This is a genomic window from Enterococcus salsurae (genome assembly GCF_054784955.1).
Genome location: NZ_BAAHWY010000001.1, coordinates 658,938 through 672,060 on the forward strand (window position 1 = coordinate 658,938; position 13,123 = coordinate 672,060).

Genomic DNA, 13,123 nt, shown 5'->3' on the forward strand with positions numbered 1-13,123 from the left:
TTTTTGCAATTATTCTCGTGAGGTCTTCTTTTAACTACATAAAATTGTAACCACTGGTTTTAAGAGTAGTGTATCATCCCAAATCATATAATTAATTGACTGCGATTGTTATAAAACTCACGGTAAGCCATATAACTAGCAATAAACGAAGAAATCGCAGTAACTGAAATCAACATAAACATCACAACAATTTGGTAACGAATCGCTTGAACAGGATCAATTCCCGCAAAAACCAACCCTGACATCATACCTGGTAGGCTGACAAGTCCAACCGTTTTTGTTTGGTCAATTGAAGGAGCCATGCCCGTTTTGACGCTTTCTCTTACAATACTCATGGACGCTTGTTTTTTATTGGCTCCCAATGCCAATTTTTCCAATACCTGTTGGCGTTGGTCCGTAAATTTTGAATTCAAAGACCGATAGGTCACTCCAATCGCAGTCATGGCGTTGCTGGCAATCATGCCTGTAATTGGAACGATTTGGGAAGGGGACCAGTCAATGACTCCTGAAAAAACAAGAATGAGTAAGGACAAGGCTGTTCCTACTCCAATAGCCGTCGTTGAAATTTTAAAAGAGCGGTTGATCCCCTCACTGCGTGTATGGGCGTTATAAGAAGCGTTGAACACAATGAACAAAACCATCGCTAAAGTGAGAAAGTTGTTATCCACTCGTAATACGTAGCTCAATACATATCCAATAAGGAATAATTGAACGACAGCGCGAATTCCCGCAATAAAAATGTCGTTTCCTAATCCCAATTTCTCTTTGTAATCAATCAACAAGGCAACTATCAAGAGGACAGAGGATAAAAGCAAAGAAAGATTACTGATTTCCAAATTGTTTGTCATTTCGATTCCTCCATTTTTCCACCTTTGATAGTAATCAGACGAGAAGCTTGGTCGATTTCTTCCTGGTTGTGAGTGACGGCCAACACCGTAGTTTGTTGGTCTTTCATCATGTCTCGGACTAAATCAAGGACAATCGCTCTGTTTTCTTGGTCCAATGAACTTGTAACTTCATCCAGGAGCAACACTTTCGGTTGATACATCAAATTTCGGACCAATGCAACCCGTTGTTTTTCCCCTCCTGATAGTTCCTTGACCTCTTTCGATAAGTAAGTTTCAGGTATTTGAACTCGTTCTAACAATTTTTTTGCACGTTCCCGATCAAATCCTTCTTCTCTTATGCGGGCAGGAAAAGACAAGTTCTCTTGAACTGTCTCATCGAATAGAGAAGCGTTTTGAAAGAAATAAGAGACTTCTTTTCTATACTCCACAGGATCGATTTTTTGCAGATCCGTACCTCGATAATAAATTTTTCCGGAAGTTGGGGAAAGCAGCGTACCAATTAATTTCAAAAGGGTACTTTTTCCACTTCCAGAAGGACCAGAAAAAACAATCACTTCCCCTTTGTTTACTGTAAAAGAGATATCTTGAAGGATTTGGTTTCCGTTTGCCTGAAAACCAACCTTCTCTAATTGAAACAATGAATCACTCATACCACTTCTCTCCTTTATAAAAAAGCCCTGCACCAGTGGACCATCCATACGGGTGCAGGGCTTTTGTTTCATCCTAGTGTACCTCAGTGTTCGTTTGGATCGTTTTTGGCGTCTTCATGAGTAGGGTGAACCGTTCCTTCAAGGTGATCTGGACCAGCATAAATGGTATACAGTCTGAGCGGCTTATCACCGGTGTTTTCGATGTTGTGCCACATGTCCGCCGGAACAAATACGGCGTCATCATCCATCACTTTTTGTTGAACATGTAAGTTATCTTTAGAAGGCCCCATTTTACACACGCCTTCTCCTTCTTCAATACGGATAAATTGGTCAATGCCTTCGTGCACTTCCAAACCGATGTCATCGCCCGGTTGAATGGACATTACGGTGACTTGCAGTTTACTGCCTGTCCAAATGGTCGTCCGGTAATTATCATTTCCTGTGGTGGCGTCTTCAATATTAATGATATACGGCTTCTTCCCATGATCCTTGTAGTCTATTTCCATCTTCCATTCCTCCTAGTCTTTGTACTGAAACAATGATACCTACTTCTTATTTATAATAATTCTAATTAATGGCACCACATCTAAAATTCTATGCAAAAAAATTGGCTTTTTGGAGAGCGATTCTAAACAAAGACCATATAACGCGCAATTACAATTGGTACCCCTTAATCCTCAGCACATAAAGGAAAAAATATGGAATCAAAAAATAACCGATATGTACTCTGGTTATGACTTGAATCAGGGAGAATTTCAGAGACGACACATCATACTTTTTTAGTTTGCACTTGTAAACTAACTAGCGTACATTAAGTTTATGCTCACTATCAAGCGTTGTCAATCCTTTAGACTCTTATCAATTTCGAAAGAAAGTAGCAAGGTTATTGATTGTGACTGTAAAAGTGGGGTGTTCCTATAAGCACATTAAACTATCTTCTCTAATTTATCATGCTATTTAAATTCTGTTTTTTCATAAGAATTTTTGTCCAAAACTTGTTAAAATGATTTTAAAAAATACTTACATACACAATCCCCAAAAGACACTAATGTCATTTCAGTCAAAAAAGATACCGCAGAAAATTTCCACCTGAGATTCAATACGATATTACTCTCTTGACAGCCAGCTTAATTCCTTAGTTGAATAGATTATTAAAGTGCACAAAAAAACAATGCGGCGTTTGTTATATTTTCTGGTATAAGCGACGGTGCTATAAACTTTTTTGCAGATTAAAAATCATATGAATTTAACTCCAGTAATAAGAGATTAAGTGCCAATGCATAGATGGAGGCATGTCCAGCACTATGCGAATGCTAAAACATCAATAGTACAGGAAATCATGAAAAGAGCGAATAGTAATAATGCTTAAGGAGAGTGTCATGTTTTCTTGGTTTGTTATAGGAGGTTATATCAATGAAAAATACAGTAGATAATTTGTCGAAAAGTAAAGTTATTTTAATGTGCGGCCCTGCGGGAGCAGGTAAATCAACACTAGCAAAAAAATTTGAAAGTACCGGGATGACAATACTATCTTATGATGAAGAATCATTCAAACGAGGTTTGAATGAACATCCTTTACCTCAGGAGGTTTTAGAAGATATTAAAACCTATCTTGATGAAAAACTAATTTCACTTATCATGCAAAACATTGATATTGTTCTCGATTATTCATTTTGGTCTAGAGAAATGAGAAATGAATATATTTCATTATTAAAGAAATACGACATAGAACCCAAAATCTATTATATAAAGACACCTAAGGAAGTTGTTATGGAACGTATTCGAAAAAGAAACGGAAATCATCAAAATGATATCATATTGACGGAGCAAACAGCTTCCACTTATTATGATCATTTTCAACCCCCAACTGATGAAGAAGGTGAAGTTATAGTAGTCGAGGGATATTAATATTGTGGTTTTAGGCATGGAAATTGTACTAGATGATAAGTTTTGTCAAATTTTTTGAAAGATATACTTCCAACAAGGGGATACCAGCTTCAGGTGATATCATTATTGTCATCTCAGAGCAGGGGGTAGTATTGATTCAGCCGGAAGAATAAGTGGCGATGCAATGAAGACGATGAATGCATTATTGAAATTACAGGAAAAAAAATTACTGAAATACGTTATGTTTATTCTTTTGACAACTCTACTCAATTATGATTATGCAATTAGACACGTTATTTTTTATCATGAATGGATATGTTCCCGTCTACCGATAGTGCTAAAAACGCAGTGGATATGTTTCCGAGAACGAACATACTCAAATGACATTCATTCTGTCCTCTCAAGCCACATCGAGTTGGTGGGATTGATAACAAGGGTGGATAAGTAGAGGCTGGAAATGGCTTGATATAGCGGTATTTTGAGGATTTTGGAGAGTTGAGATTATTTCTTCTTCCATTTCTAAATCCAATGTTACTTGTTCTGATTCTGGTTCTGTTGGCTCATTTGGGATTAAATCCACTACTAGCGTTGAGTTAGTTAACTTTGCAATTTGTTCTAGTGTTTTTATGGTTGGATCTGATTTTCCTGATTCTATTCGTGAATAATTTGATCTACTCATTTCTAATTCTTGGGAGAATTTTTCTTTTGATTTGGTACCTCTCATCTTTTTAAGTTTTCTCTAAATGCTAGTTCCAAGTTTCTCCCCCCTGTTTATGTAAATATTTTGCACGTTTTCCATTTAATTATATCGTTACACCTTGTAAATCACTTGTGATTAGTGATTTTAGCTTTTATCTTAATTTATCAACTGTTTAGAATATTAAGTATGCTATACTAATTAACGGCAACTTGCCCCGTAAGGGGGTGCTATTCATGGAACAAATTATCTCGTTAGTTATCGCACCACTTTTAGTGGGTCTAATAATCACATTAGTTGATCATTGGTTAGATGATTAGACGATAGCAAGCAAGTTGCTGTCTAACTTACACGCTTGTATTCGCAACAAGTGCAAAGAAAAGCCCGACCTACTCGCAATAGGTTGGGCTTTTGTGCTATTCATTAGAACTTATCTCGTTTCGCACATTCATTATAGCATGATTTTAAAATGAAGCCAAGTTGCTGATTCTATCTGTTGTTATTGGTGTTGCCTAGAACGATTCTAAGCACATGTTTAATTTTAAAGTGGGCAATTTTATCTTTAAAATGTCCTACAATGATTCAATAAAAGCATGGCTGCTAGTGAAACTTGCGACCATGCTTTTAAATTTACTTAAATTCTCTTTTTAAAATGATTCCTGATCCTAATACCATTAATGAACCTAGGACAGACAATGCAATATTTGCTGTTTCACCTGTTTTTGGTAAAACTTTCATTTTTCCGTCTAAACGTTTAACTGTAACTGTTCCGTCTTTTTGAACGTCTGCTCCAATTTCTTTAGCTTCAACTTTTTTTGTTGTTCCTATATTCAAAAATCATTTGACGATTAATTATTTTTTAGGTAGCGTATGTTTCAATAAACCAATTGAGTCTATCGTTAATAAGCTAAATAATCAGCCTATAGAATAGCAAGAATGGAAAAACTAACATGAAAAATTTTACGAAGAGTCAATTTTTTTGACTCATCTAAAATAATTTACATATTATCTCCACCAAAAAACATAGCTATTACCGGCATAACGATAAGGAAGATTGGAATTAAGCAAATTCCTGTAAGCCAAAACTTCTTTGATTTTTTATAAATTCCATAAATAATTATGGCTAAGGGTATAAACCAAACTGCAAAAAAATAAATTGTGTATGAGAGCATAAGTCTCTTCCTCCTTTTAAACAAAAGTATCATGACAAAAAATTCAACTCTATAAGAATTTCAATTCTTTAAACCTTTTTAATAAAAAATAGTGTTTAAAAAAATACTTATTAGATTCTTTATCTCATTTTTATAATTTTTACAAACACTCTTAATATTGAACTTAATTAGACAATTCTAGTAGAAAAGTATCTTTCATGCAGCACTATTCAAACAATTTTCGCAACTTCTTTTTTTATCTTCATTTCTTCATTGTGTAAAGGGCCACGATAAAATGTAGGAAAGGGGGGGCGGATGTTTTGCAAAACACATTCGCTCATGTATACTGCGCCGAAAAGCTTGTTTCCCACGTATTTCTTGGTGTCCATTTGGTTTTCGTTTGCCTTTCATAGGCAGATCACGCACATTAAATGCGCCAGTTTGAAACATTCGATACAGTGTACGGACTGAACAATCAAGTTTCATTTCCGAGCGGCCGACAATCACATCCGGTGTCCACCCTTGAACAACCCTCTTTTGAACATATTCTTTTTGTTCCTCTGGTAAAGCAATCGAGCGTCTACCGCAGCGTTTTTTGTTTTCTTTGTATTGTTGATAGTAGTTCAGTATCGTAGCACCAGTTTTCAAAAATTGATACACGTTATGAATCGTTTGTCGCGCACGTCCTAAGCATTGCGCAGTTTTGGCAACGGATTGATTATTTTTGAAATAAGACTCTATGATTACTAGTTCGTCTGTTGTAAGATGGGTGTAGGTCATTTGTACTCACTCCTTAATAATTCTTTGGTCGGAACTATTTTGAGTGTAGCACAAATGATCTTTTTAGTTGTCTAGCTTAATTTTACAATCGACGATATATAAAAAAATTAATACACTTTTTAAATGACAAGCGAACATAAACTTGAACAGTGATTTGGATGTAGTTTAAAAATTATTTATCATTTTAAAAATCTAAGTTAAATTTAAATATTATTTTTCCCAAATTTCAAGTGCAAGTTAGCCACTTATTGAAATTCATTGGTTATTTAGTTTTTGTTGGTTATCTAGCGGCTAAGGATAGCTCCGATAGCTCGTTCAATAAACACTCACGCGGAGTGGCGTAACCCAATTTTCTTCTCGGCAAATTGTTCATCCAATCCTGTACACGACGAATGGTAGTCAACGCTACATCTTCCATACGTATTCCTTTCGGTATAAAACGGCGAATCATCCCATTATGATTTTCGTTGGTCCCTCGTTCCCATGAAGAATAGGGATGGGTGAAATAAACTTCCGTAACATCTTTAAGAAGTGTGGTTAGACCAGCGAATTCAGCACCATTATCTGAAGTAATCGTTTTGAAAAGCACTTCGAAATCGTTGCCCGCAGCTTCTTTTAAAGCAGTCAGTGCACGATCAACTGGATTAGCTGCTTTTCCATCGATTTTGATGATTATTTCGTAACGTGTTTTACGTTCGGTCAATGTAAGCAATGCTTGGTCTTTGCCAACGCGCAGTCCGTTCACCGTATCAATTTCCCAATCACCAAAACGTTCACGAGTATCGACAATATCTGGTCGATTTTCGATCAAATCGCCGAGAATTTTTTTATTCTTCCTACTCTGTGATCGCTTGGTGTTTCGTCGAACCTTGAGATGCAGATCAATATTTTTGTTTCCAGCCATCCGAGATCAATATAGGTGTAAAGGGTTGTGGTACAAGGGATTGTCTCATTTGGAAACAAGCCGAGTTTCTTTGCACGACCAACAACGACATCAGGCGCTTGTTTTTCTGTCTTCATTTGATGATCGGCATACGCCATGAACTTTGGCGAAGAAACCCATTTCGGTTGTTTGCGAGAATTTGTTCGTGCGTTTTCGTAAGCGGCTTGACTAGCATCTGCGGAATAAACAAACGATTCATATTCGTAGGTTTTACCATTTTGGACTTGGCGCCTGATTTGGCGAACCGTACCGTCTTTTACTTCGCTATGAATGGTTTGAGGGGCACGTCCGAGTAATTTTGCGATCGCACGATTCGACAAAGGGCGATCGATTTGTTTCCAAGCTTCAATTTTATTTCGTTCTTCATAATCAAGGTGTTTGCCTTTGCGTAAAAATGTGGTATTCTCAGTTTGCGTCATTGTCATTTCATCCTTTATTGATTGTGTAGGAACTTCAATAATACATGAAATTGGGCAATGATGTTTTTTTATTTTATGAAGTGGCTAAGTTCATTTTAAAATTCGCCAATCAATTATTAAGTAAATTATTTAGATACTTTTATAAACAATTTTAGAAGAACTAAATCTAGAATACTTCTTACTAAACCACGAATATTTCTTATTACTAACATCCGATTTCAATTGTTTCTTGTTCACTCAACTTTTTTAGTGCTGCTTGGATAAGTGGTACTTTTCCTGGTTCTTTTTTTATGATTGCCATTAATTTTCCTGAAAAAAGTTTTTTCTCTTGGCAATTATACCCGTCTAGATCTGCGGGATCGCCATTAGCAAGTCCGAGGATTGTGCCATTTTTTACCAAAACCGCTACAAGTTCGTCTGCAGTTGGCACCTCGATCCCTTCTGAATCGATTCCTTGGATCTCAAATAGAGAGTAGTCCGCTCCACAGAATCGTTCTTTAACTGTGACAGAATCAGTCGGACCACTTGTTTTTCGAGTTGCTTCAATTGTTTGTTCCTCTTTGACACCAATGGCTTTTAAACAACCTGGTTCATAAGGAATATGCCAAGATAGGCCATCTTTATCATTTTTTTTCTTTCCAAAACTCTTCCCGTTCAGAAACAACTCAACAGTATGACAATTAGAAAAAGTCCTCACCTCCGTAACCCCTTGGTCAATTGTTAACCCTTCTTTGTTCCAGTGAGGAAACACATGAACCATTGGTGTTTCAGTCCACCTTGATTGATAATAATAAAAAGAATCCTTTTCAAACCCGACCGTATCTGTAATTCCAAATTGAGAACTGATTCCAGGCCAGTGAAACGGTGCTGGCTCACCGTAGTAATCCATAAATGTCCACAAGAAGACACCTCCCATATAGGCATGTTCTTCTAAGTAACGCAGTACTTCTTTCGGTTTAGCCGTACCACCGGTTCCTGGCTCTTCAGGCTTTCGTTTCCCAGGTAAGACCATAGAATAAAGAGAACCAAAGTTTGAAGTATGACATTTTTCGCTGTTATCTTGATAGACCCCTCTTGTCGAAAAGTAAGAAGCACTTTCCGTACTAAGATATGAAAATAGCGGATACTTTTCCTTTACAGCAACTAAACCTGTCCCATTTACAGCAGACTCAGGATAATTGACCCCGTTCACATCAAAAATACGCATATAAGAAGCATCCACCTGACCAGCAGGATTAAGTAATTCCGCTGAAACAATGAGACTTTGCGAAGTATGGGTTCGGATCACAGCTGCTAATTTTTGTGCCATTCGGTAAGCAAGCGGCGTATGACCAATCACCTCTTCATTACAAAGGGACCAAAAACAAAGAGAAGGATGATTACGTGTTTGCTTCACCATTTTTACCAGCTCATTTGTCCGCCACTCACTAGATTCCAAGATGCGGTTCTCGTTCATAACGATGATACCTAACTCATCACATAATTCAAGGAGATCTTTGGAAGCAAAGTGATGTGCACTGCGATAGGCGTTTACCCCCATTTCTTTCATTTTCAACAGCTTATACCGTAAAATATCTTTTGGTAATGCGACACCTAGACCACCAAAATCTTGATGCTCACAGACCCCTCTTAATTCTTTACGTTCCCCATTAAGCAGAAAACCTTTCGTAGTATATGCGACTGTCCTAATACCAAAACAAAGCTGATAGTCATCGATTTGGTTCTCGCCATCAAATAGTTGAAAAGTAGCTTGGTATAGATGCGGATTCTCGAGAGACCATAGCTGAGGCGCGCAGATTTTTTGACAATAACTCCATTCTGTTGTCGCCAAAGGATCCACGTTACACTCATGGACATTTTGTTGATCAGCCACCTGACTTTTGATCGTTATCTTTTGTTTTTTCTCAAAATGATGGTTAGCAAGACCAATGGTGATTTTAAGGAGCGCTTCCTGCTGGTTTATTTCAGTTGTTTCGATAAACGATGCTTCTGCCACAATCTGAAGCTTTGGTTTTATTTCTAAATATACATCCTTATATATACCTGCTCCCTCATACCACCAGCCTTCCGCGCCTTTCGTCGTATCCACTTTGATCAACACCACATTCACTCCCTCTGAGCCGATGCGTATCAGTTCAGAGACATCAAAAGAAAAATCAGAGTATCCACTGTAATGATCACCTAGAAATACACCATTAAACCAGACAGATGCCATACGCATGACGCCCATAAAGTGGAGAGTCACTTGCTTTTCGTTCACTTCATCTAGAGTTAACGCAAAAGTCTTACGGTAATAGGCAATGCCATCTGGCTTTGATCCACTCATCAGTAAATCGGGATCATTAACATACGGAAGTTCATTTTTCCAATCATGAGGGAGATCAACAGATACCCAATCTTCGTCAAGTTCACTTTCCAAAGCAGTGTTCGCCAACATTCTCAAGCCTTTTTCACGATCACCTTGAGCAATCAGCCGTAGAAAATGTTCTCCACCAGCACCTATCAAAACAGTATCCCCCGCTTCATTTTCAAGCGGAGCTGCCAAGCCACCGATAGCTGCGGCTTTTCTGACTGTTTTCATTGGCTCTTCTATCTCACCTAAGTGAAATTGCCAGCCATCATTCAGTAATCGATTTTGTCTCATTTTTTCTCCGCCTTATTATAAAAGTTATTTTGCTCTAGCTAAAAAGTCCCCACAAAATGGATCGATCGGGCTCTTACCTTTAAACGGTTCTTTCCCTAGCAATTTCTGGATTACAGCCTCCACTGTTTCTGGATTTCCTGTATACGCATTGATAAAAGTTGAAACATAAGGGATGTCAAATAAGTGATAGGGATTGGCAGTAGAAACAAAAATGGTAGGGAGATCCTTTTCATACCAGGGAGCATTTGCAGCCATCAAATGATTCCAATCCAAACGAATAGTTGTCTGATTGCTGGCAGTCTCAACATTAGCAACATACAATGCCAAATCAAATTTATTTCTAAGATCCTCAACCCCTGCCTCGAAAACCTCCTGGAAATCCAATTGTTGATTATCGAAAAGGTTGACTTCAAATCCAGCTGCTTCTAATCCAGCTTTAAAAAGCGGACCCACTCGTCCTCCCTCTTTAAACTCACCGTCGTCAGAATCACCCAAAATAACGAGACGGATTCGAGGGTATCGTTGTGGTGTGAGTGGTAAGTGTTTTTCTCTGTCTTTGACCAATGTAATCGACTCATCAGCAATTTTCTTCGTTACCCACTGATATTCAGTACGATCGATGATACCTTTGGGAATAGTATCGACTGTCTCTCCCCTTACTTCAGTCAATAAACCGTGGTATATTTTGACTGCTAAAATTCGTGCGACTGCTTCATCCAAACGTTCCATACAAATGCTTCCATCTTTTACAGCAGATGTGATCACTTCATAATCTTCATCAATATTTTTATTAAAAAGCAACATATCGATTCCTGCATTGATTGAAGCAACGAGTCGCTCACTATGAGGCATGATCGTCGTGTAACCGACCATTGGTGTTGCATCAGTGATAGCCAAACCATTGAAGCCCAGTGTGTCTCTTAGTAACCCGTTAACTAGAAGTTTCGAGCAAGAAGCAGGCATCAATTCGGTTTCTCTGATAGTTGGTAAAAGTTTTCGCTCCCATGCTGGCTGATAAATGTGTCCCACCATGATACAGCTGACGTTTTTTTCAATAAACTGGCGATAAATATTCCCATACGATTCCATCCACTCATTAGCGGAGAGTGAATTGATCGAACTCAGTAAATGTTGATCCCTTTCATCAACACCATCCCCAGGAAAATGCTTGATCACTGGAATGATGTTACTCTCAGAAAAGCCGTCTATCTGCGCTTGAGCCATGCGAATAATTCGTTTTTGATCACTTCCAAATGTGCGAGTATTCGTGATTGGGTTCTTGAAGTTATAATCAATATCGACAATCGGTGCAAAAGCCATATTAATGCCAATTTGAGACGCTTCTAACCCAGCAATTTTTCCTAAGTAATAGGCATTTTCGGTGCAATCTGTAGCGGCAATCTGCATAGGGTTACCGACCCATGTCCCTTCTGTAAGAATACCGTTTCCACCTGACTCTAAATTTGCGGAAAGAAACACCGGTATCGTGCTAGCATCTTGGACTGTTCTTAGCTGATTCTTCAGCTTTTCAGCATTGTCGGGGCGATACATCATTCCCCCCGGTTGGTATTTCTTAATAAATGCCGTCAATTCCTCTACGGAACCAGATTGTCCAATCACGAAAAAAAGCTGACCAATTTTTTCCGTAACTGACATATTTTCTACAATCTTCTGAATTTGTTTTTTCTTGGTCTCTCTCATTGAGTTGTCCTCCAATCGATGTTTTCACAGACGACGAGCGCAAGAATCAATTCACTCTTGCGCTCGTTTGTTGTTATTATGGTTACATGTAAATCCTGCGCAAGTTTCTTATGCAGCTTGTTCTTGTGCCAAGCGTTCTTCTTGAACTGCTTGATTATCCAAGGTTTTAAAGAATGGGTAGTAGATAGCCATAGAAATAGCAACTGCAAACAGTTGATAGATACCAAAGGAGAGACTCCCTTGAACGATGCCGTGGATCAGCGGAGGCAACGAGCTCGCCCCCAGGATGCCAATCGGTGCGGTAATTATTCCCATGGAAATCAACGCGTACCCAAGAGAAGTGATCACTAATGGCGTCAATAAGAACGGAATCAAAAGCATTACATTCAACATCACCGGCATTCCAAAGACAACCGGTTCATTTACGCCAAAAAGACCGCTCGGAAATACGATTTTTGAGAATGATTTGTAGCGCTTACTCTTGGAAAATAAAAACATATCAGTCACTAAACCAATCGTTGCACCGCTCCCCCCTAAACATGCCAAATCGTATAATCCAAAATTAATGGCATGAGGGACTGCTTCTCCCGCCGCCACAGCAGCACTATTGTCTGCAAGATAACCCAAGAAAATCGGCATGAGAATCGGCAATACGGTCATTGAACCATGAATCCCGAAAAACCATAAGAGATTCGAGATCAAAATAAGAATCAAAAAGGCAGTTAAGGAACCCGTCAATCGCTGCAATGGTTCTTGAAGCAATGTATAAACAAAATCTGTCGCCGAATTATAACTAGTTACGCTAAAACCAAATTTAACAATTCCAAAAAGTGATGCAATCACAACTGCTGGAATTAAAGAAGTAAATGACTTTGTCACCATTTCTGGCACCCCATCGGGCATTTTGATCGTAATATTTTTTTCCACAAAAAATTTCATCAGTTGAATCGTGATCAGTGAAACGAAAATTGCCACGAAGACCCCGCGCGCACCTAAATAATTGGTACTTAAAAATGAAGCTCTTGCTTCGGGATTTTCAGTGAGTGGCGTTAATAACAGGAAACATACCAATGAGATGAACCCAGTCCCCAAGGCTTGTTCTTTGATCCCGAATATTCCTGCTCCACAGTAGGCAATACTAAATGCCATATACAAACCTAATAAATCAATTGTGTAAGCTGGAATATAATTCATCACTGTCCCAATGTTGGTCACTGATAGAAAGTTTTGATACGGTTCCCAGCTTAAACTAGAAATAACTGTAAAGATGGCACCCAACATAATAACGCCTAGTAATGACATCGAACCTGTACTCACACTTTTTAAATAGCGATTCGAAGAAATTTTATTCGCAACGGGAATAAATCTTTTTTCCATAAAGTGGATAAATGTATTCATTTTTC

At 38.2% G+C, this 13,123-nt stretch carries 10 protein-coding genes and 2 pseudogenes; 2 read left to right on the plus strand and 10 right to left on the minus strand.

Annotated elements, in window-relative coordinates:
• Positions 1 to 83 precede the first annotated feature (83 nt).
• The 3 genes from ACYVRS_RS03265 to ACYVRS_RS03275 form a co-directional block, all read right to left on the minus strand.
• On the minus strand, positions 84 to 848 hold the full coding sequence (locus ACYVRS_RS03265) for an ABC transporter permease (RefSeq protein WP_002337614.1): 765 nt from the start codon (positions 846 to 848) through the stop codon (positions 84 to 86).
• Entirely contained in the window at positions 845 to 1,498 is a 654-nt protein-coding gene (locus ACYVRS_RS03270; RefSeq protein WP_002307505.1) for an ABC transporter ATP-binding protein, read from the minus strand. Before ACYVRS_RS03270 ends, ACYVRS_RS03265 begins: the two co-directional genes overlap by 4 nt.
• A gap of 83 nt (positions 1,499 to 1,581) precedes the next feature.
• Positions 1,582 to 2,004 (minus strand): cupin domain-containing protein, encoded by a 423-nt coding sequence (locus ACYVRS_RS03275; RefSeq protein ID WP_002307506.1) that lies wholly within the window; start codon positions 2,002 to 2,004, stop codon positions 1,582 to 1,584.
• Positions 2,005 to 2,911: 907 nt separating this feature from the next.
• Between ACYVRS_RS03275 and ACYVRS_RS03280 the strand changes: the two genes are divergently transcribed.
• Positions 2,912 to 3,406, plus strand: a complete 495-nt coding sequence (locus ACYVRS_RS03280; protein ID WP_002337568.1) for a P-loop nucleotide/nucleoside kinase family protein — start codon at positions 2,912 to 2,914, stop codon at positions 3,404 to 3,406.
• 379 nt (positions 3,407 to 3,785) lie between these two features.
• On the opposite strand, the gene ACYVRS_RS03285 is transcribed toward ACYVRS_RS03280, so the two are convergent.
• Positions 3,786 to 4,109, minus strand: a complete 324-nt coding sequence (locus ACYVRS_RS03285) for a helix-turn-helix domain-containing protein (RefSeq protein WP_077915062.1) — start codon at positions 4,107 to 4,109, stop codon at positions 3,786 to 3,788.
• A gap of 209 nt (positions 4,110 to 4,318) precedes the next feature.
• Between ACYVRS_RS03285 and ACYVRS_RS03290 the strand changes: the two genes are divergently transcribed.
• The gene (locus tag ACYVRS_RS03290) at positions 4,319 to 4,402 is read left to right on the plus strand and encodes a type I toxin-antitoxin system Fst family toxin (protein WP_071869432.1); all 84 of its coding nucleotides are present in this window, start codon (positions 4,319 to 4,321) and stop codon (positions 4,400 to 4,402) included.
• A gap of 310 nt (positions 4,403 to 4,712) precedes the next feature.
• On the opposite strand, the gene ACYVRS_RS03295 is transcribed toward ACYVRS_RS03290, so the two are convergent.
• The 6 genes and pseudogenes from ACYVRS_RS03295 to ACYVRS_RS03320 all read right to left on the minus strand — a co-directional run bounded on the left by ACYVRS_RS03295 (position 4,713) and on the right by ACYVRS_RS03320 (position 13,118).
• Entirely contained in the window at positions 4,713 to 4,916 is a 204-nt protein-coding gene (locus ACYVRS_RS03295; protein ID WP_461199170.1) for an LPXTG cell wall anchor domain-containing protein, read from the minus strand.
• 650 nt (positions 4,917 to 5,566) lie between these two features.
• Positions 5,567 to 6,013 (minus strand): annotated as a pseudogene (locus ACYVRS_RS03300) (transposase); the annotation flags it as partial.
• Between the two features lie 280 nt (positions 6,014 to 6,293).
• Positions 6,294 to 7,375: pseudogene (locus ACYVRS_RS03305) on the minus strand (IS30 family transposase).
• Between the two features lie 205 nt (positions 7,376 to 7,580).
• Positions 7,581 to 10,019 carry a glycoside hydrolase family 2 TIM barrel-domain containing protein gene (locus tag ACYVRS_RS03310; protein WP_461202484.1) on the minus strand — a complete coding sequence of 813 codons (2,439 nt, stop codon included), beginning with the start codon at positions 10,017 to 10,019 and terminating at the stop codon, positions 7,581 to 7,583.
• Between the two features lie 24 nt (positions 10,020 to 10,043).
• The gene (locus ACYVRS_RS03315) at positions 10,044 to 11,720 is read right to left on the minus strand and encodes a glycoside hydrolase family 3 protein (RefSeq protein ID WP_461202486.1); all 1,677 of its coding nucleotides are present in this window, start codon (positions 11,718 to 11,720) and stop codon (positions 10,044 to 10,046) included.
• Between the two features lie 108 nt (positions 11,721 to 11,828).
• A complete protein-coding gene (locus ACYVRS_RS03320; RefSeq protein ID WP_461202488.1) occupies positions 11,829 to 13,118 on the minus strand; it encodes a PTS sugar transporter subunit IIC in 1,290 nt (429 codons plus the stop codon).
• Between the last annotated feature and the right edge of the window lie 5 nt (positions 13,119 to 13,123).